17 protein-coding genes are annotated in these 19,849 nt (G+C 69.3%); 10 read left to right on the top strand and 7 right to left on the bottom strand.

The window, feature by feature from the left end:
• Nucleotides 1–61 precede the first annotated feature (61 nt).
• Nucleotides 62–1,783, top strand: a complete 1,722-nt coding sequence (locus tag OG734_RS07410) for a glycoside hydrolase family 6 protein (protein WP_330286664.1) — start codon at nucleotides 62–64, stop codon at nucleotides 1,781–1,783.
• 111 nt (nucleotides 1,784–1,894) lie between these two features.
• Here the strand turns inward: OG734_RS07410 and OG734_RS07405 are convergent, their stop codons facing one another.
• Nucleotides 1,895–2,665, bottom strand: coding sequence for a phytanoyl-CoA dioxygenase family protein (locus OG734_RS07405; RefSeq protein WP_330286663.1), 771 nt, complete (start codon nucleotides 2,663–2,665; stop codon nucleotides 1,895–1,897).
• A 156-nt stretch (nucleotides 2,666–2,821) separates the two neighbouring features.
• Between OG734_RS07405 and OG734_RS07400 the strand changes: the two genes are divergently transcribed.
• Complete coding sequence (locus OG734_RS07400) at nucleotides 2,822–3,742, top strand: class I SAM-dependent methyltransferase (protein WP_330286662.1); 921 nt, start codon at nucleotides 2,822–2,824, stop codon at nucleotides 3,740–3,742.
• 135 nt (nucleotides 3,743–3,877) lie between these two features.
• On the top strand, nucleotides 3,878–4,579 hold the full coding sequence (locus tag OG734_RS07395) for an SDR family oxidoreductase (protein ID WP_330286661.1): 702 nt from the start codon (nucleotides 3,878–3,880) through the stop codon (nucleotides 4,577–4,579).
• Nucleotides 4,580–4,708: 129 nt separating this feature from the next.
• On the opposite strand, the gene OG734_RS07390 is transcribed toward OG734_RS07395, so the two are convergent.
• Nucleotides 4,709–5,401, bottom strand: coding sequence for a glycoside hydrolase family 75 protein (locus OG734_RS07390; protein WP_330286660.1), 693 nt, complete (start codon nucleotides 5,399–5,401; stop codon nucleotides 4,709–4,711).
• A gap of 214 nt (nucleotides 5,402–5,615) precedes the next feature.
• A complete protein-coding gene (locus tag OG734_RS07385; protein WP_330286659.1) occupies nucleotides 5,616–6,452 on the bottom strand; it encodes an aldo/keto reductase in 837 nt (278 codons plus the stop codon).
• A gap of 263 nt (nucleotides 6,453–6,715) precedes the next feature.
• On the opposite strand from OG734_RS07385, the gene OG734_RS07380 reads away from it, so the two are divergent.
• Nucleotides 6,716–7,510: a Tat pathway signal sequence domain protein gene (locus OG734_RS07380; RefSeq protein WP_330286658.1), complete on the top strand. Its 795-nt coding sequence runs from the start codon at nucleotides 6,716–6,718 to the stop codon at nucleotides 7,508–7,510.
• A 9-nt stretch (nucleotides 7,511–7,519) separates the two neighbouring features.
• On the opposite strand, the gene OG734_RS07375 is transcribed toward OG734_RS07380, so the two are convergent.
• Together OG734_RS07375 and OG734_RS07370 are read right to left on the bottom strand one after the other, a co-directional pair.
• Nucleotides 7,520–9,346: an AMP-dependent synthetase/ligase gene (locus OG734_RS07375; protein WP_330286657.1), complete on the bottom strand. Its 1,827-nt coding sequence runs from the start codon at nucleotides 9,344–9,346 to the stop codon at nucleotides 7,520–7,522.
• Between the two features lie 283 nt (nucleotides 9,347–9,629).
• Nucleotides 9,630–10,493, bottom strand: coding sequence for a LysR substrate-binding domain-containing protein (locus OG734_RS07370; RefSeq protein WP_330286656.1), 864 nt, complete (start codon nucleotides 10,491–10,493; stop codon nucleotides 9,630–9,632).
• A gap of 177 nt (nucleotides 10,494–10,670) precedes the next feature.
• On the opposite strand from OG734_RS07370, the gene OG734_RS07365 reads away from it, so the two are divergent.
• Nucleotides 10,671–11,693, top strand: a complete 1,023-nt coding sequence (locus OG734_RS07365) for a bile acid:sodium symporter family protein (RefSeq protein WP_330293593.1) — start codon at nucleotides 10,671–10,673, stop codon at nucleotides 11,691–11,693.
• A gap of 121 nt (nucleotides 11,694–11,814) precedes the next feature.
• Here the strand turns inward: OG734_RS07365 and OG734_RS07360 are convergent, their stop codons facing one another.
• Nucleotides 11,815–13,716, bottom strand: a complete 1,902-nt coding sequence (locus OG734_RS07360) for a sialidase family protein (RefSeq protein WP_330286655.1) — start codon at nucleotides 13,714–13,716, stop codon at nucleotides 11,815–11,817.
• Nucleotides 13,717–14,018: 302 nt separating this feature from the next.
• Between OG734_RS07360 and OG734_RS07355 the strand changes: the two genes are divergently transcribed.
• The gene (locus OG734_RS07355) at nucleotides 14,019–14,450 is read left to right on the top strand and encodes a MarR family winged helix-turn-helix transcriptional regulator (RefSeq protein WP_330286654.1); all 432 of its coding nucleotides are present in this window, start codon (nucleotides 14,019–14,021) and stop codon (nucleotides 14,448–14,450) included.
• Between the two features lie 84 nt (nucleotides 14,451–14,534).
• On the opposite strand, the gene fdhD is transcribed toward OG734_RS07355, so the two are convergent.
• Nucleotides 14,535–15,392: a formate dehydrogenase accessory sulfurtransferase FdhD gene (gene fdhD, locus OG734_RS07350; RefSeq protein WP_330286653.1), complete on the bottom strand. Its 858-nt coding sequence runs from the start codon at nucleotides 15,390–15,392 to the stop codon at nucleotides 14,535–14,537.
• A gap of 340 nt (nucleotides 15,393–15,732) precedes the next feature.
• On the opposite strand from fdhD, the gene OG734_RS07345 reads away from it, so the two are divergent.
• The 4 genes from OG734_RS07345 to OG734_RS07335 all read left to right on the top strand — a co-directional run bounded on the left by OG734_RS07345 (nucleotide 15,733) and on the right by OG734_RS07335 (nucleotide 19,711).
• Nucleotides 15,733–17,067: an OFA family MFS transporter gene (locus tag OG734_RS07345; RefSeq protein WP_330286652.1), complete on the top strand. Its 1,335-nt coding sequence runs from the start codon at nucleotides 15,733–15,735 to the stop codon at nucleotides 17,065–17,067.
• The gene (locus tag OG734_RS47910; protein WP_443064837.1) at nucleotides 17,042–17,191 is read left to right on the top strand and encodes an MFS transporter small subunit; all 150 of its coding nucleotides are present in this window, start codon (nucleotides 17,042–17,044) and stop codon (nucleotides 17,189–17,191) included. Before OG734_RS07345 ends, OG734_RS47910 begins: the two co-directional genes overlap by 26 nt.
• A 137-nt stretch (nucleotides 17,192–17,328) precedes the next feature.
• On the top strand, nucleotides 17,329–18,285 hold the full coding sequence (locus OG734_RS07340) for a beta-ketoacyl-ACP synthase III (RefSeq protein ID WP_330286651.1): 957 nt from the start codon (nucleotides 17,329–17,331) through the stop codon (nucleotides 18,283–18,285).
• Nucleotides 18,286–18,529: 244 nt separating this feature from the next.
• Nucleotides 18,530–19,711: an ROK family transcriptional regulator gene (locus tag OG734_RS07335; RefSeq protein ID WP_330286650.1), complete on the top strand. Its 1,182-nt coding sequence runs from the start codon at nucleotides 18,530–18,532 to the stop codon at nucleotides 19,709–19,711.
• The last annotated feature ends 138 nt before the right edge of the window (nucleotides 19,712–19,849 follow it).

Genomic DNA, 19,849 nt, shown 5'->3' with positions numbered 1-19,849 from the left:
AACTCCCCATCCCAGTAAGGCGCTTCTCACCCCACAGGAAATCGAGAGGACACCCGCACTCATGAGTCGTACCAGAACAGCGATCCTCGCCGCCATGGCGCTGGTCGCCGGCGCGACCGGCGCCGCAGCAGCGGTCACGCAGGCCGACCTAGGCATCGCCGCGATCCCCTGCACCGTCGACTACAAGGTGCAGAACCAGTGGTCCACCGGCTTCACCGCCGCAGTGACGGTCACCAACAACAGTGCGGCCAAGTCGAGTTGGGCCGTAAAGTGGTCGTACGCCGGTAACCAGCAGGTCACCAGCGGCTGGAGCGCGAAGTTCACCCAGAGCGGTCCTGCCGTGACCGTCGCCAACGAGACCTACAACGGGACGCTCGCCACCGGTGGTTCGGTGAGCTTCGGCTTCAACGGCAGCTACAGCGGCACGAATGCGCTCCCGACCTCCTTCACCCTCGACGGCGTCACCTGCAACGTAGACGGCGGAGGCGGCCCCACGGACCCGGGTCCGACGGACCCGGGCCCGGGCACCGGCACCAGGGTCGACAACCCGTACGCCGGCGCCAAGGTGTACGTGAACCCGGAGTGGTCGGCGAAGGCCGCCGCGGAGACGGGCGGCAGCCGGATCTCCAGCCAGCCCACCGGCGTGTGGCTGGACCGGATCGCCGCGATCAACGGGGTCAACGGCGGGATGGGTCTGCGCGCCCACCTCGACGCGGCCCTCCAGCAGAAGGGCACCGGCGAAATGGTCGTCCAGCTGGTCGTCTACGACCTGCCCGGACGCGACTGCGCGGCCCTCGCCTCCAACGGCGAACTCGGCCCGACGGAGATCGACAAGTACAAGACCCAGTTCATCGACCCGATCGCGGCGATCCTCGCGGACAGCAAGTACGCGGGCCTGCGCATTGTCACGACCGTCGAGATCGACTCGCTGCCCAACCTCGTCACCAACGCCGGCAGCCGGCCCACGGCCACGCCCGCGTGCAATGTGATGAAGGCGAACGGCAACTACATCAAGGGTGTCGGCTACGCGCTCAACAAGCTCGGTGACGTGCCGAACGTCTACAACTACATCGACGCCGCCCACCACGGCTGGCTCGGCTGGGACGACAACTTCGGCCCCGCCGCCGACCTGTTCAAGCAGGCGGCGACCGCCGAGGGTGCGACGGTCAACGACGTGCACGGGTTCATCAGCAACACGGCGAACTACAGCGCCCTGAAGGAGAACAACTTCACCATCAACGACACCGTGGCCGGCAAGTCGGTCCGCGAGTCGAAGTGGGTGGACTGGAACCGGTACACCGATGAGCTCTCTTTCGCGCAGGCCTTCCGCAACCAGCTGGTCACGGCCGGCTTCCCGTCGGGCATCGGCATGCTGATCGACACGTCCAGGAACGGCTGGGGCGGCACCGCACGGCCCACCGGACCCGGTGCGACGACCAGTGTCGACACATACGTCGAGGGTGGACGCTACGACCGGCGCATCCACGTCGGCAACTGGTGCAACCAGTCCGGCGCGGGTCTGGGCGAGCGCCCGAAGGCCGCTCCGGCGACCGGGATCGACGCGTACGTGTGGATGAAGCCTCCGGGCGAGTCCGACGGCGCCAGCTCGGCGATCCCGAACGACGAGGGCAAGGGCTTCGACCGGATGTGCGACCCGACGTACACGGGTAACCCGCTGAACAACAACAACATGTCGGGTGCGCTTGGGAACTCGCCGCTCGCCGGGCACTGGTTCTCCGCGCAGTTCCAGGAGCTCATGAGGAACGCCTACCCGGCGCTCTAAGCTCCGCTGGATCGGCGGTTCGCTTTTTGCCGCGGGTTCGGTGGGGGCTGGTCGCGCAGTTCCCCGCGCCCCTGTCCGGGCACGGTGCGCACCCGACCTCATCGGACCCGCTCAGGCGTCTCTTCTCAGTCCCCGGCGGATCGCCTGCTCCACCGGTGAGTAGTTTTCGTCCTCACGTTCCAACTCGTACGGCATTGCCGGATCCAGCGGTGGCTGGGCCATGAAGCGTGGTCGGGTGCCGTGGTGCGGCTGCGCCGCATGGACCAGGAAGGGGTGGCAGAGGTATACGTCGCCGGGGCGGCCCGTGGCGTAGGCGAGCGGGCGGTGTGCCGAGGCCGTTACCAGGGCCGGCGCTATTTCCAGGCCCGAGACGCCCTCCTCGCCGTACGGCTCCAGCAGTGGCGGTACGTCCAGATGCGAGCCCACCCGGATGCGCGTCGGGGCGTCCGCCTCGCCGACCTCGCTGAACAGGAACAGCATCAGCAGGGCCCGGTCCCGGGAACGGAGATTCGTGTACGGCCAGGTCGCGCCCTCGGGGGAGTAGCTTCCCTCGATGTGCCAGCCCGCGTCGTCCGGTTCCTCCTCGTGCGGGAACCGCAGCGGAAAAGTGCCCAGCGAATAGCGCGACGCCCAGCGGCCCTCGCCCACCAGCGCGTCGAACGCCTCGTGCAGCACAGGGGTGTTGACCGCGGCGGCGAACGGGCCCTGCGCCATTCCCGGCACCCAGTGCACGGGTTTCGTCCAGGTGCCCGGGTCGTCCGGGTCGCAGCCCGTCTCCCGCCACAGCAGCCGTGCGCAGTGCTCGGCGACGCGTGGCGGGAAGGCGCCCTCGATCTTCACGAACCCGTCTTCGAGGAAGCGCTCCACCAGATCGTCGTCCATAGAGACATCGTGGGGGAGCGGGGTGGGCCCGCGCATCCGGTTTTTGCCGTGAGTGGTTGTTCAGGAGATTCCCGTTTGCCGTAACGGCAACAGAACTGGCCTGGTCGCCGGGGTCGGAGCAGGCTGGTGCCAACGACAACGGGAGGCCCGTACACCATGGCCCATCAGCACCGGCACAACCACGATCACGACCAGGCGCCCGCTCACGCCCACAACCATTCCCACGACCACGCCGACATCGACTTCGCCAAGATGATCCCTCATCTGGAGGGGCAGGCCGAACTGTTCGCGCCGCTCTACGCCGACGCCCTGGCCTGGTTGTCCGGGCAGCAGCCCGAACCGGGGCTGATCGTCGACGCGGGCAGCGGCCCCGGCATCATCTCGGGCTTCTTCGCGAAGGCGTTCCCCGAGGCACGCATCGTCGCGGCGGACAGTTCGGCGGCGCTTCTGGAGCGGGCCCGCGAGAACGCCGACCGTCGCGGCACCGCCGACCGCTTCAGCACCGTCGAGGCGGAACTCCCTGGCGGCCTCGGCGAGTTGGAGTACCCCGCCGACCTGGTGTGGTCCAGCAGGGCCGTGCACCACGTGGGTGACCAGCGGGCCGCGCTCGCCGCGCTCGCCGCCGTACTCGCACCCGGCGGCACACTCGCCGTGATGGAGGGTGGCCTCCCGGAGCGAAACCTGCCGCGCGACCTCGGTTTCGGACGCCCCGGCCTGGAGGCGCGTCTAGATGTGATCGAGCAGTCCTGGTTCACCGAGATGCGCACCAGCCTGCCCGGCCATGTACGCGAGACCGAGGACTGGCCGGCCCTTCTCACCGCAGCCGGCCTGCGTCCCTCCGGTACCCGTTCCTTCCTCCTCGACCTCCCCGCCCCGCTCACGGACGAGGCACGCGCCTATGTGATCGGCGTCTTCGACCGCCGCCGCACGATGTTCGCGGAGGAGCTGGACGCCGCGGACCGTGCCACCCTCGACCGCCTCCTCGACCCTGACGACAAGGCGGGCCTGCACCACCGCCCGGACGTCTTCGTGCTGGCCACCCACACGCTGTACGCGGGCAGCAAGCCGCAGGGGTAGTCGCGGTCCGGGGGTCGGTCGGGACGCCCAACGCGCCCGCCCCGAGCTTGACTTCGAGGGCGCTTCAAGTGATGGACTCCCCGCTGTTCACCGACGCGCATGGCACATGCGTGGCCTACACAGGGGGCAATCACCATGACCGACTCACCCGTCGCACTGATCACCGGTGGCGGCAGCGGCATCGGCGCGGCCGTCGCGCGGCAGCTGCTCGACGCCGGCCACCGGGTCGCCGTCACCGGCCGGGGCGAGCAGCGGCTGCGGGGCTTCGCCGAGGAACTCGGGCGTCCCGAGGGCCTGTTGACGATCGCAGGGAACGCGGCCGAGTACGACGATGTGCGTGGCGCCGTCGCGACGACGCTGAAGGAGTTCGGGCGGCTGGACACGGTGATCGCCAACGCCGGGTTCGCCACCCACGACTCGGTCGCCGACGGTGACCCGGCGGGCTGGCCGGAGATGGTGCTGACCAATGTGCTCGGGCCCGCGCTGCTCATCAGGGCCTCGATCGACGCGCTGAAGGAGACCCGGGGCCGGATCGTGCTGATCGGCAGTGTCGCCGGGTTCGTCCACACACCGGGCAACATCTACGGGGCGACGAAGTGGGCGGTGACCGGTCTCGCCGAGAACACCCGCCGACAGGTCACGGAGTTCGGCGTCGGCGTGACGCTGGTGGCCCCCGGGCGCGTCGAGACCCCCTTCTGGGACAGCTACGGCAGCCTGCCTCCGGGGCATCTGCTGACGGCCGACCAGCTGGCCGACTCGATCGTCTGGGCGATCCGGCAGCCGGAGGGAGTCGACGTCAACACGGTGGTCGTACGGCCGATCGGGCAGCCCAACTGATCCGCGCGTGACCCGAGTTGCTTGCCCGGGGGTCCGGTTCCGCGTGCGGGAACGCGGTACCGGACCCCCGGACTCCCCCGGCTGCACAGCTTCGTTGTCCCGTCGCCCGGGCGTCCCGTCGCCCCGGGCTCAGTTGTCGCGGATGAACTGCTTGGCCAGCTGATCACCCAGGGAGACCGCCGCGCCGTGGCTCTCTATGGGGGAGACCTGCGCGTTCTTGAACAGGATGTACGTCACCCCGGAGTCCGTGCCGCCGCTCTCCGGGTCGGGGTCGATGCCGAGGGCCTGGGCGGTGGCGTACGACGCCTCGCCGATGATCTTCGAGGGGCCGGTGTCGCCGACGACCGCGTACTGGACCTTGTTGTTGTAGATCACCGCGACCACGCCACCGCCCTTGATGCCGGCGCCGGAGTAGTTCCAGATGCTGCTGGAACTGGGCACGACGACGTAGGGCAGTGAATCGGCCTTGAGCGGCTTGCCGTTGGACTGGTGGAACGCCGTGTCGTCCTGGTACCAGGGGTCGGTGTTCTCGTTGCACTTCGACGTGCGTTGGCCGTCGCAGTCGATGTCCATGTCGGCCTTCCAGAACACGGCGCCGTTCTTGCCGCACACGGGGATCGAGGCCGAGGTCTCGTCATCGGTCCGGTACTTGCCGCTGGAGAGCTGGGAGCAGGACGTCACCTTGGCGAGCAGATCGGCCGCGCTGACCGAGCCCTCCTTGGTGGACGCCGGTCCAGCGGTGCCGGAGGCGTACGAGGGGAGCGCGGCGGCGAGCAGGGCTGCGCCGGCGGCCGCGGTGAGGGGCAGTGTTCGAGAGCGCACTGTGGGGGGACCCTTCTGTTAGGAAAGTTTCCTTACCGGGTGCGATCCAAGGTGGCCCTTTCGGCATGGCTGCGTCAACCCTGTCGACCGGGGCGACGTTCCGTCCGCGCCGGATGTCTGCCTCGCGACGGTCGAACAGCTGCGTGAAGACAAGCGAAAGGCCCCGGAACCGCGACCGTGGTCGGTGCGGACCGGGGCGTTGTCGTGGCAGTCGTCAGCCGGTCTCGAAGGTGGCCGGGTCCGGGCCCAGGCGCCGGTTCTCGTTCAGTGCGCTGATCGCCGCGAGATCCTCGGTGTCCAGGCTGAAGTCGAAGACCTCGATGTTCTCCTTGATCCGGGACGGCGTCACGGACTTGGGGATCACCACGTTGCCCAGCTGGAGGTGCCAGCGCAGCACGATCTGGGCCGGTGTGCGGCCGTGCTTCTGGGCGATGGCCACGATCGCCGGAACCTCCAGCAGGCCCTTGCCCTGGCCGAGCGGGGACCAGGCCTCGGTGGCGATGCCCTGCTCCCCGTGGTACTCGCGGGCCGCGTGCTGCTGGAGATGCGGGTGCAGCTCGATCTGGTTGACGGCCGGGATGACCGACGTCTCGGCGAGGAGCCGGTCGAGGTGCTCCGGAAGGAAGTTGGAGACCCCGATGGCCCGGGCGCGGCCGTCCGCGGCGAGCTTCTCGAACGCCTTGTACGTGTCGACGAACCTGCCCTTCGCCGGCTGCGGCCAGTGGATCAGATACAGGTCGACGTACTCCAGGCCGAGCTTCTCCAGGGACGTGTCGAAGGCGCGAAGTGCGGACTCGTACCCCTGGTCGCCGTTCCAGAGCTTGGTGGTGACAAAGAGGTCCTCACGGGGCACGTCGGATGCGGCGAGCGCCTTTCCGGTGCCCTCTTCGTTGCCGTAGATCGCCGCTGTGTCGATGCTGCGGTACCCGGTCTCCAGCGCGGTGGCGACCGCCTGCTCCGCCTCGTCGTCCGGCACCTGCCAGACGCCGAAGCCCAGTTGGGGCATCTCGACGCCGTTGTTCAGAATGATCGGGGGGACCTTGCTGCTCACGCGCTCTCGATCCTTCAGTCGTCGGGTGGGACTTCCCATGGTCAACGAACACGAGCCCTGATGCATTCCTGATCGCAAACCTCATGGACCTGTACCCGGATTGGCCGGAAATACCTTCCACGGCACACGCGCATTGGTACGGACTATTGACCGTGGGCTGTCATGCCGCGACCCTGTATCGCGCCACAGGTCGTGATGGTGAACGACGAGCACATATGTAACCCGACGCAGGCAACCAACCCCCATGCTGAGGTGGTCCCACCATGAACACATCCAGGCGCAACCTGCTCGGCGCCGCGCTCGGCGGCGTTGCCGGAGCCGCCGTCGGAGTCCCGGCCCTCACCACCGCCGCCCATGCCGCCTCCTGGCAGCAGAAGTGGGCACCCTCCGCGAGCGGCGCCGGGCTCGGCGCCTTCGAGACCATCGAGGACGACCGAGCCGACTCCCACACCGCCGGACAGCCGCACATCTTCACCACCGGCGAGAACTGGCGCTTCAACATGCACACCGGCGACCGTGACACCTCGACCGACCGCCAGCGCCAGGAAGTCACCGGGCTGCGCAACGGCAGTGGCGGCAACTACCTCAAGTGGACCGAGGGACAGACCTGGCGGGTCACGTACTCGATGTACATCCCCAGCTCGCTCAAGGCGACGACCACCTTCACCCACATCATGCAGATGAAGCAGCCGGGCGCCGGCACCTCGCCGATGGTCGTGCAGTCGCTGCGCCGGGTGAACGGCGTGCAGACCATCGAACTCAAGCTGCCCATCGACGACGTCCTCGTCGGCCGTACGAACCTCGAACCGCTCCACGACAAGTGGACGGACGTCGACTTCCAGATCAAGGTCGGCAACGGCTCGGCGGGAACGGTCCGTTGGATCCTCAAGAGCGGCTCGACCACGATCGTCGACGCCTCACGTACCGGCGTCGACACCTTCCTCGCCGACCGCGTACGCCCCAAGTGGGGCATCTACCGCTCCCTCGGCGACACTTCGGGCTCACTCCAGGACTGCTACCTGCTGCTCAGGAACCTGCGCGGATACCAACTGGTGTGACCAGGGGGCCTAGGCCCGGTACAGGGCCTCGACCTCCTTCGCGTACGCGTTCTCGATCGCCTTGCGCTTCAGTTTCAGGGACGGGGTCAGCAGGCCGTGTTCCTCGGTGAACGGCTGGGCCAGGATGCGGAACGTGCGGATCGACTCGGCCTTGGACACCAGGGTGTTCGCGGCGACCACCGCGCGCCGCACCTCCTTCTCCAGGTCCGGGTCTCGGACCAGTTCCGTCGGGGTCAGCTGAGGCTTGTCGCGCATCGTCAGCCAGTGTTCGACAGCCTCCTGGTCCAGGGTGACCAGGGCCGCGATGTACGGGCGGTCGTTGCCGACCAGGATGCACTGGGCGACCAGGGGATGGTCCCGGACGCGTTCCTCCAGGCCTCCCGGGGCGACGCTCTTGCCGCCCGACGTCACCAGGATCTCCTTCTTGCGGCCGGTGATCGTGAGGAACCCGTCCTCGTCGAGGGAGCCCAGGTCGCCGGTGGCCAGCCAGCCGTCGTGCAGGGTCGCGTCCGTCGCCTTCTGGTTGTTCAGATAGCCCTGGAAGACGTTGTCGCCACGCAGCCAGATCTCGCCGTCGTCCGCGATGTGCACAGTCATGCCCGGGATGGCCTGGCCGACCGTGCCGTAGCGGGTGCGCTCGGGCGGGTTCGCGGTGGCCGCCGCCGTCGTCTCCGTGAGGCCGTAGCCCTCGTAGATGTGGACGCCCGCGCCCGCGAAGAACAGACCGAGCCGCCGGTCCATCCCCGAACCGCCCGTCATGGCGTGCCGGACCCGCCCGCCCATCGCGGCCCGGATCTTGGAGTACACGAGCTTCTCGAAGAGCTGGTGCTGCATCCGCAGGCCCGCCGACGGGCCGGGGCCCATGTCCCAGGCCTTCTCCTCCACGGCCTCCGCGTAGCGCACCGCGACCTCGACGGCCTTCTCGAAGGGGCCGGACCTGCCCTCCCGTTCGGCCTTGCGGCGGGCCGCGTTGAAGACCTTCTCGAAGATGTACGGCACGCCGAGGAAGAACGTCGGCTTGAACGCGGCGAGGTCGGGCAGCAGGGCCGCCGCGTTCAGCTGTGGCTGGTGGCCGAAACGCACCCCGCCGCGGATCGCGGCCACCTGCACCATCCGGCCGAAGACATGCGCGAGGGGGAGGAAGAGGAGGGTCGCCGCCTCGTCGCCCTTCCGGGAGTGGAACACCGGTTCCCAGCGCTCGATGACGGTGTCCGCCTCGAACATGAAGTTCGCGTGGGTGATGACGCAGCCCTTGGGGCGGCCCGTGGTGCCGGAGGTGTAGATGATCGTCGCCGTCGACTCGGGCGTGACCGCGAGCCGGTGCCGGTGCACCGTGTCGTCGTCGAGGTGTGCGCCGGCCTCGTACAGCTCCTGCACGGCGCCGACGTCCAGCTGCCACAGCTGTTTCAGCCGGGGCAGCCGGTCGATGACCGTGGCGATGGTCATCGCGTGGTCCTCGTGCTCCACCATCGCCGCCGTCACCTCGGCGTCGTACAGCATCCAGAAGACCTGCTCGGCCGAGGACGTCGGATAGACCGGCACCACCTGCGCGCCGACCGTCCACAGCGCGTAGTCGAAGAGCGTCCACTCGTAGCGCGTACGGGACATGATCGCGACCCGGTCCCCGAACCGGATGCCCTGCGCGAGCAGGCCCTTGGCGAGGGCCAGGACCTCGTCACGGAACTCACCCGCGGTCACGTCCTGCCACTGGCCGGCCTCGTCCTTGCGGCCGAGCGCGACCCGGAGGGGGTCTTCCTGGGCATGTTCGAACACCACGTCGGCCAGTCCGCCCACGGGCGGCGCCAACGCCAACGGAGGGTTGGTGAATTCGCGCAAACCCGCTCCTAGAGACGCTTTGCACAGCGCCGTGAAAGCTACCCCACCGCCCCGCACCGCGGGAGGGGGTGCCAAGCCGAGTCGTGTTCGGCTTCGGCGCCGACGCGGGGCGGAAAATGCGTCTGTATGGGTAGGGGACGGACAGAATTTCTTTCGTCGAAGTGCGTCCCGGTCCAGTAATCTCCACCGAATCCGACCGACCCGCTCACCGCCCGCGCCAGGCCTCTTGGGACTCTCTTTACGTTTCCGGAGGCGCTGTGGGCGGCCGCCCACAGCGGTGTGGTCACCGCCGGTGCAGCCGGTCCCCACTCGTCAGGATCGCCGCCGCCAGCGCGTCCGCCGCGCTCTGGGCCGACGTACGGCGGTGGCCGTGGACCAGGACGAAGTCGACCCGGCCCAGCTCCGGCAGCCCGGCTCGGTCGGGCACCCGGACCAGGCCGGGCGGGATCATCCCGCGTGAGTGGGCCATCACTCCGAGGCCCGCGCGGGCCGCCGCGATCAGTCCGTTGAGGCTGCCGCTGGTGCAGGCGACGCGCCACGCACGGCCCTGCCGTTCCAGGGCCTCCATGGCGAGGGCACGGGTGATGCCCGGCGGCGGATACACGATCAGCGGCACCGGACGGTCCGGGTCCAGCCGGAGCCGTTCCGCGCCGATCCACACCAGCTCGTCGTGCCAGACCGGTTCGCCGCGCGGATCCTCGGGCCGCCGCTTGGCCAGGACGAGGTCCAGTTTCCCGGCGGCCAGCTGCTCGTGCAGGGTGCCCGACAGCTCGACCGTCAGCTCCAGATCGACCTCGGGATGGTCGTACCGGAAGGCCTCCAGGATCTCCGGCAGCCGGGTCAGCACGAAGTCCTCCGAGGCGCCGAACCGGAGCCTGCCGCGCAGCCGCGTGCCCGTGAAGAACGCCGTCGCCTGCTCGTGCACCTCCAGGATGCGGCGGGCGAAACCGAGCATCACCTCGCCGTCCTCGGTCAGCTCCACGGAGTGCGTGTCCCGGGAGAACAGCTGCCGTCCGGCCGCGTCCTCCAGGCGCCGCACATGCTGGCTGACCGTCGACTGGCGCAGCCCGAGCCGCCGGGCGGCCTGCGTGAAACTGAGCGTCTGGGCCACGGTCAGGAAGGTCCGCAGCTGAGAGGGGTCGTACACCCCTCCACGCTACCGGGTTATCGCGAAACGCGATGACAGTCAGAGCGGTGTACGGGATTCCCGATCACGAACCGGAGGAGGACGATGGAAAGGGCACGACCGTCCCTGTACCTGACGTCCCCAATCCCCCCCCATGCGTAGTGGAGCACCGTGAAACGCCTGAAGTGGCCGAGCTGGATGCCGATCGACCCCTACATCCTGCTGTTGCTCGGGACGGTCGGCCTCGCCGCGCTCCTCCCGGCGCGCGGGACGGGCGCCGACGTCGCCTCGGGTGCCTCCACGGCCGCCATCGCCTTCCTCTTCTTCCTCTACGGCGCCCGCCTCTCCACCCGCGAGGCGCTGGAGGGACTGAAACACTGGCGGCTGCACGCCACGGTCCTCGCCTGTACGTTCGTCGTCTTCCCGCTGCTCGGCCTGGCCGCCCGTGGACTCGAACCGGTGTTCCTGACGCACGACCTCTACATCGGCCTGCTCTTCCTCACCCTCGTCCCGTCCACCATCCAGTCGTCGATAGCCTTCACCTCGATGGCCCGGGGCAATGTGCCCGCCGCGATCTGCGCGGGCTCCTTCTCCTCCCTCGTCGGCATCGTCGTCACCCCGCTGCTCGCGGCCACGCTGCTCGGCAGCACCGGCGGCGGCTTCTCGCTCGACTCGCTCCTCGAAATCGTGCTCCAGCTACTGGTCCCCTTCCTCGCCGGGCAGGTGCTCCGGCGCTGGATCGGCGGGTTCGTCACCCGGCACAAGAAGGTGCTCGGCCTGGTCGACCGGGGCTCGATCCTTCTCGTCGTCTACACCGCGTTCAGTGAGGGCGTGGTCGAGGGCATCTGGCACCAGGTCAGCCCCGGCCGGCTCGCCGGACTCCTGGTCGTCGAGGCCGTACTGCTCGCGGTGATGCTGGCGCTCACCTGGTACGGCGGCAAGACGCTCGGTTTCAACCGGGAGGACCGGATCACGATCCAGTTCGCCGGCTCGAAGAAGTCCCTGGCCGCCGGACTGCCCATGGCGAGCGTCCTGTTCGGCGCCCAGGCCTCGCTGGCGGTGCTGCCGCTGATGCTCTTCCACCAGATGCAGCTGATGGTGTGCGCGGTGATCGCCAAACGCCGCTCGCACGACCCGGTGACCGGGTCCGAGATCGACTCGGGGGTCACCGCACAGGACTCGTCCCGCATCTCGGCTGGTACAGCAACACATCCCGGCTGAGCCGCGGACCGGGGAGGTCGGGTGGGCCCCGCGCCCCGAAAGGGGGTGCGGGGCTGTGTCGATTTGCGGCTCCGCCGCGGGGCGCGACCAGCCCCCACCGGGCCCGCGGCAAACAAACCGCCTATCGCGCGGAGCGACTCGCGTTCACCTGATCCATGGGCAGCCACAGCACCGTGCTGCTCGTGGCCGTGGCCGGGTCCACCGTCGCCGTCATGGAAGCCGTGGACAGTTCCGACGCGCCCAACGCCCGGTCCCAGACCCGGACATCGTCGATCGCACCGCTGAAGTGCTGCAAGCTGTCCACCCGTTGCCCGATGTGCACCCCGAACGCCGAGTTGCGGCTGACGGTACCGGCCACGTCCGCCACGCTGACCGCCGTACCGTCGACGAAGAGGGTGAACTGGCCGCCGCCACGGCGCAGTGCCACGAAGTGCCACTGGCCGTCGTTGTAGGTGCCCACGGAGGTCGCGGACGCCGTCCTGACGGCCGACGCGCCCTCCCGGACGGTCATCAGGCCCCGGACGCGGTTGCTCGCGGGCTCGGCGCGGAGCCAGATCTGCGGCTGGGTGGAGCCGACCCCGCCCATCCACAGCAGCGGCCGGTCGCCCGTCGTCGCCGTGGAACGGAACCAGAGGGCCACGGTGAAGTCCTTGGTGCCGAGCGGCAGCCGGTCGCTGTACGGGAGGCGTACGGCGTCGTCCACGCCGTCGAACTCCACCGCACCGCCGCCGAACACACCGGTCGTCTGCGCGGCGCCGCCGAGGACGGCGGCCGGACGGGCGTTCGGGGCCAGGTCACGGGTGGTCGGGTCCGGACCGCGCGCTGGTGTCAGCCAGTCCTCCGTGAAGCGGGCGAAGCGGATCTCGTCGCGCGCCTCGACGGTGCCGCCCTCGTACATCAGGCCCACCGTCTCGCTGTCGATCTTCACCAGGTCGGAGTAGCCGGACCAGTCCCGGGTGACCACCGTGCCCCGGTCCACGCTGTCCCAGGTGCGCCCGCCGTCGTACGAGGAGCGGATCATCATCGTCCGGCGCCGGTCGGGATCGGCCGGGCAGGCCAGCAGCACACGGACGCCGAAGCCGACGGTGGAGCACTGGACCTGGGGTGCGTAGAGATCCGGGAGGGCGCGGAACGGGGTGAGGAAGCTGCTGCCGCCGTCCGCGCTGAAGGCCTGGGTGCGGTGGCCGAGATCGGTCCCGTCCTGTTCGCGTCCGCTGACCAGGATCACCCCGTCCGAGCGCTCGGTGAGCGTCACCTCGGACGGTTTCTGCCGGAAGGTGCCGTCCGCCGCGATCGGCCAGCTGTCGGTGGCCCCGACCTTCCAGTGGTCGCCGCCGTCGTCGCTGAAGATCAGTGCGGCGTGGTTGGCGCTGATCCGACTGCCTTCCCACGTCTCGGTGTTGACACCGAAGACGAGCCGGCCCGCGTGCTCGCCCCGGGTGAGCTGGATGCCGTGGACGGGGCCCGTCGCATACCAGGAGTTCCACTCGGGCGGCATGATCTCGGCGCTCAGGTCGCGCGGCTCGGACCAGGTCAGCCCGTCGTCGTCGCTGTACTGCAGATGGGGGCTGCGGTCGCACGGCACCGGGCAGTTGCCGCCGCCCCGGCCCGTGTTCCAGCTCTCCGCGAGGATGATGCGACCGGTCTCCCGGTCCACGATCGGCGTCGGGTTGCCGTGCGTGTCGACCCCGCCGTCGTTGACGACCCGGAGCGGGCCCCAGGTGCGCCCGTCGTCGGTCGACCGCTTGACGACGATATCGATGTCACCGGCGTCCCCGCAGTTGTCTCTGCGCCCCTCGGCGAAGGCCAGCAGAGTGCCCTTCAGGGTCCGGACGATCGCGGGGATCCGGTAACAGGAGTATCCGGGGTCCTGGGAGGCCCGGAAGAGCACCTGCTGCTCGAACGTGGCCGTCGCGGTGGCCTGTTCGGCGCCTGCGGGGCCCGGCAGTGCGAGCAGCAGAGCGGCCGTGGTGAACACGGCCGTGAGGGTGAATCTGAGACGTGCGCGAAGACTTGACGGCATGTACGGCCCTGCCCTTCAACGTCTGGACTTCATGCGTCTGGACTTCAGAGTTCGTGACTTCAGAGGTCTGGACATCTGAACAATTGGGCATCCGGAAATCTGGACATCCCACGTCCAACGTGCGCGCATCAGACGGTAGTTGGATGCTCAGCCGCCCCACAAGAACCGTGTGTCGTGGGTTCAGGACAACCTTGCTATTCGGCCGTACGTGATCACATCGCTCCTCCGCGGAACCATTGGGAGTCCCAACGATAAACGTATAACCGTTGGAAGGTCCAATGATTATTGGTTAGTCTTTCCGTATGTCTGTCGAACTTCGTTCCATACGGGTCCTCCCCAGCTGGATCCTGGGGAGGGCTGCCGACCGCGGGCGGGCACTGGTCGCCGCCGCGCTGGCCGGCGAAGGGCTGAAGATGTGGCATCACGTGGTGCTCTCCGCCGTCGCGGAGCTGGGCCCGGTCGCGCAGGCCGAACTGGTGCGCGGGGTGGGGCTCGACGCCAAGGACATGGTCGGCGTCCTCAATGACCTCCAGACCGCCGGACTGGTCGTACGCGCACCCGATCCGCACGACCGGCGCAAGAACGCGGTGACGGTCACGGCCCAGGGGCGGCGGCTGCTGGCCCGCTGTGAGCGGGCCGCGCGAAAGGCCAACGACGAGCTGCTGGCGCCGCTCACGGTCGTGGAACGCGAGCTGTTGACGGCCCTGCTCACCCGGGTTTCGGGCACCGGATAGCGGACCGGTAGAGGCGGGGCCCCACCGGCGCAGGGGGCGCTCCCCGCCGTTCGGGGCCCCGCCGCCGTGCCGCGGGGAAGCCGGTCAGCCCTGGGAGGCCGCGGCCTGCAGGGCGATACGGTCCTCGCCCGCGTACACGTTCATGTTGGCGCCCCGGAGGAAGCCCACCAGGGTCAGCCCCGACTCGGCCGCCAGGTCGACGGCGAGCGACGAGGGTGCCGAGACGGCCGCCAGCACCGGAATCCCGGCCATGACCGCCTTCTGCGCCAGCTCGAAGGAAGCCCGGCCCGAGACGAGCAGGATCGTGCGGGACAGGGGCAGGCCGCCGTTCTGCAGAGCCCGGCCGACCAATTTGTCGACCGCGTTGTGCCGGCCCACGTCCTCTCGGATGTCGAGCAGCTCGCCCTCCTCCGTGAACAGGGCAGCCGCGTGCAGACCCCCGGTCCGGTCGAACACCCGTTGGGACGCGCGGAGCCGGTCGGGGAGGCTCGCGAGCAGTTCGGGCGCCAGTCGGACCGGGGGAGCGCCGGCGCCGTCGTCGATGGCCCAGCGGGCCGTCGTGCGGACGGCGTCGAGGCTCGCCTTGCCGCACAGGCCGCACGAGGACGTCGTGTACACGTTCCGCTCCAGTGTGATGTCGGGCAGCACCACGTCCGGGGCCGTGCTCACGTCCACCACGTTGTAGGTGTTCGAGCCGTCCGTCGTGGCGCCCGCGCAGTACACGATGTTCCGCAGTTCGCGCCGCTCGGCGAGCACGCCCTCGCTCACCAGGAAGCCGACGGCGAGCGCGAAGTCGTCGCCCGGCGTCCGCATGGTGATGGCGATCGGCTTGCCGTTCAGCCGGATCTCCATGGGTTCCTCGGCGACGAGCGTGTCCGGCCGGGTGGAGATCGCCCCGTCCCGGATCCGGATCACCTTGCGTCGTTCCGTGACTCGTCCCATGTTCTGATCAGCCCCGGTTCTGTACGTGCTGGTAGGTGACCTTCGCGATCCATTGTCCTGCACGGGCGCAGTGGCACCGCGGCCCACCGGGCTCTGTTGCCGCAAGGGAACGGGTTGACGACATATTGTCTACAGTATGGAAGTAGGGTGGGCAAGAGGTGTGGCACGGGTTGGAGCGATGGCGGCATGGCCTGAACGCCACTCCGCGTGCGCTCCGGTACGCCGTTCGTCCGGTCCGAACGACCGTTCGGCGCACCCCGGATACCGTTCACCGCATACGGTCGGCGAGTTCGCCTGGCCGTCTTCCCAACCATGCGGCCGGTTCCTATCGTCCGGGATCATGAGTCCCCCTGTAGCACCGCCCGGCTGGAGCCGCTGGCTCGTTCCGCCGGCCGCCCTCTCGGTCCATCTCTCCATAGGTCAGGCCTACGCCTGGAGCGTCTTCAAGCCGCCCCTGGAATCGGCCCTCGGCCTCAGCGGCACGCAGAGCGCGCTGCCCTTCCAGCTCGGCATCGTCATGCTCGGCCTGTCCGCCGCGTTCGGCGGCACCCTCGTCGAGCGCAACGGGCCGCGCTGGGCCATGACCGTCGCCCTGATCTGCTTCTCCTCCGGCTTCCTGATCGCCTCGCTCGGCGCCGCGACCGAGCAGTACTGGCTGATCGTCTTCGGCTACGGCTTCGTCGGCGGCATCGGCCTCGGCATCGGCTACATCTCGCCCGTCTCCACCCTGATCAAGTGGTTCCCGGACCGGCCCGGCATGGCCACCGGCATCGCGATCATGGGCTTCGGCGGCGGCGCGCTGATCGCCTCGCCCTGGTCGGCGCAGATGCTGGAGTCGTTCGGCTCCGACAGCTCCGGGATCGCGCTCGCCTTCCTGGTGCACGGACTGTCGTACGCCGTGTTCATGACGCTCGGGGTGCTTCTGGTGCGGGTACCGCGCAGCGAGAAGCCCGCCGACAGCGGGGCGAGCGGGCCGGGCGTCCTCGCGGGCGTCCAGGTCTCCGCGCGCAGCGCCGTGCGGACCCCGCAGTTCTGGTGCCTGTGGGTCATCCTCTGCATGAACGTGACCGCGGGCATCGGCATCCTGGAGAAGGCCGCGCCGATGATCAAGGACTTCTTCGCGGACAGCTCAACGCCGGTCTCGGTGTCGGCTGCGGCCGGCTTCGTCGCGTTGCTGTCGGCGGCCAACATGGCGGGCCGGATCGGCTGGTCGTCGACCTCCGACCTGATCGGCCGCAAGAACATCTACCGCGTCTACCTGGGCGTGGGCGCGCTGATGTACGCGTCGATCGCCTGGTTCGGGGACTCCTCCAAGCCGCTGTTCATCCTGTGCGCGCTGGTGATCCTCTCCTTCTACGGCGGCGGGTTCGCCACCATCCCCGCCTATCTGAAGGACCTCTTCGGGACCTACCAGGTCGGCGCGATCCACGGGCGGCTGCTCACCGCCTGGTCCACGGCCGGGGTCCTCGGCCCGCTGATCGTCAACTGGATCGCCGACCGGCAGGAGGAGGCAGGCAAGCACGGCTCTGCGCTCTACGGGCTGTCGTTCTACATCATGATCGGACTGCTCGCCGTCGGCTTCGTCGCCAATGAGCTCGTCCGCCCCGTCGACCCCCGCCACCACATCCCCGCGCCGAAGGAGGCCGCCGATGTCCAGCGAGAGCAGTCCGTCTGAGAGCGGGGGCCCGTCGCCCGACCGCCGGCCCCTGATCGCGTTCGCCTGGCTGTGGGTGGGGGCGCCACTCTGCTACGGGCTCTATGAGCTGGTGCAGAAGGCGACACAGCTGTTCACAGGGTAAGTGTTCGGTCACAGAGGAGTCTGATGGAAGCCGACAACCCGGCCGCGCTAATCCTGTGGCATCGCGTGCCGTCGTACTGGTGAGTCACTGAACAGACTGGTGGATCCCGCTACCGAAAAGCAGAGGGGGACCCACCCATGAACGGCTCGCGTATCACCGCCGTCGGTCACTACCAGCCCGCCAAGGTGCTCACCAACGAGGATCTGGCGGGTCTGGTCGACACCAACGACGAGTGGATCAGAAGCCGGGTGGGCATCCGTACGCGCCACATCGCCGGACCTGACGAGCCTGTCGACGAGCTCGCCGCGCACGCCGGCGCCAAGGCGCTCGCGGCGGCGGGCCTGGCCGCGAGCGACATCGACCTCGTCCTCGTCGCCACCTCGACCGCCGTCGACCGTTCCCCGAACATGGCCGCCCGGGTCGCGAACCGGCTCGGCATGCCCTCGCCGGCCACGATGGACCTCAACGTCGTGTGTGCCGGCTTCACCCACGCCCTGGCCACGGCCGACCACGCCGTCCGGGCCGGGGGATCGGTGCGGGCACTGGTCATCGGCGCCGACAAGATGTCCGCGGTGACGGACTGGACCGACCGCACGACCTGCGTACTCGTCGGAGACGGAGCGGGCGCGGCGGTCGTCGAGGCCTGTCCGGCGCCCGTCGGGCCGGAGCCCGCCGGCATCGGGCCCGTGCTGTGGGGTTCGGTGCCCGAGATGGGACACGCGGTACGGATCGAGGGCACACCCTCGCGGTTCGCCCAGGAGGGGCAGAGCGTCTACCGCTGGGCCACCACCCAGCTGCCGGGCATCGCCCGCCAGGCCTGCGAGCGCGCCGGTCTCACCCCCGAGGACCTCGCCGCCGTGGTCCTGCACCAGGCCAACCTGCGCATCATCGAACCGCTGGCGGCGAAGATCGGCGCGGTGAACGCCATCGTGGCACGCGATGTCATCGAGTCCGGCAACACCTCGGCCGCCAGCATCCCGCTCGCCTTCTCGAAACTGGTCGAACGCGGCGAGATCTCCACCGGTGACCCGGTCCTGCTGTTCGGCTTCGGCGGCAACCTCTCGTATGCGGGACAGGTCGTCCGCTGCCCGTGAGCGGGGCGAGCCCTCGGGCTCACCATGGACGGGTGGGCCGATCTGTGGCCCGCCCACGGCGCCCTCGTGGCGCCTTCTTCTTTGTCCTCTCAGTGGAAGAAGTAAGCAGCAATCTGTGCTCGACTTCTTCCCAGCCCCGGCAGTCGCTGCTACGTTCCACTCGAAAGCTCGGCGATGTGGCCGGAAAACCCGGAAAACGCAGCCGGTTGGTGCCTGACTAGGCGGGGAGGGGCTTGTGAGACGTATGACCGCACGACCCGCGAACGCCCACCAGGCCCGGCTGCTGCGGCTGTTGCGTGACGGTGGGCCCAACTCCCGGGCCCAGCTGGGGGATCAGGTCGACCTGTCACGGTCCAAACTGGCCGTGGAGGTGGACCGGCTCCTGGAGACGGGCCTGGTCGTGGCCGACGGACTCGCCGCCTCGCGCGGCGGACGCCGGTCCCACAACATCCGGCTCGCCCCCGCCCTGCGCTTCCTCGGCGTCGACATCGGCGCGACCTCGATCGACATCGCGGTCACCAACGCCGAACTCGAAGTGCTGGGGCACCTCAACCAGCCCATGGACGTACGCGAGGGCCCGGTCGCGGTCTTCGAGCAAGTCCTGTCCATGGCAGCCAAGTTGAGAGCCACCGGGCTCGCGGAGGGGTTCGACGGCGCCGGCATAGGCGTCCCCGGTCCGGTCCGCTTCCCCGAGGGCGTACCGGTCGCCCCGCCGATCATGCCCGGCTGGGACGGCTTCCCCGTACGGGAGGCGCTCAGTCAGGAACTGGGCTGCCCGGTGATGGTCGACAACGACGTGAACCTGATGGCGATGGGGGAGCAGCACGCGGGCGTCGCCCGTTCCGTGGGCGACTTCCTCTGCATCAAGATCGGCACGGGTATCGGCTGCGGCATCGTCGTCGGCGGTGAGGTCCACCGTGGAGTGACGGGCAGCGCCGGCGACATCGGGCACATCCAGGCGGTGCCCGACGGCCGTCCGTGCGCCTGCGGCAACCGGGGGTGCCTGGAGGCCCACTTCAGTGGCGCCGCTCTCGCCCGCGACGCCAAAGAGGCAGCCCAGCAGGGACTTTCGGCGGAACTCGCGGCCCGGTGGGAGGCGAGCGGCGCACTGAGCGCCGTCGACGTCGCTGCCGCCGCTGCCGCCGGGGACGCCACCTCGCTCGACCTGATCCGCGAGGGCGGCAACCGCACCGGCCAGGTCATCGCCGGTCTGGTCAGCTTCTTCAACCCCGGCCTGGTGGTGATCGGCGGCGGGGTGACCGGCCTCGGCCACACCCTGCTCGCCGCGATCCGGACCCAGGTCTACCGCCAGTCGCTGCCATTGGCGACCGGCAACCTGCCCATCGTTCTGGGGGAGTTGGGCCCCACCGCCGGAGTCATCGGCGCGGCCCGGCTGATCAGCGACCACCTGTTCTCACCCGCGTAGACCGCTTCGTACCCACGTCTCACCAGTACAGCGCCCTGCTCTGCCCTGCTCTGCCTTGCTCAAAAGAGCTTGCTCAAAAAGCCTGCCCAGCAAGCGATCTGCCCTGCAACCGGCCCGCACGCCCGCCAAGGGGAACCG

The sequence above is a fragment of the Streptomyces sp. NBC_00576 genome, from assembly GCF_036345175.1.
Classification (GTDB): Bacteria; Actinomycetota; Actinomycetes; order Streptomycetales; family Streptomycetaceae; genus Streptomyces.
Note: the sequence above shows the minus strand (reverse complement) of the source record. Positions and strands in the feature narration are given on the sequence as shown.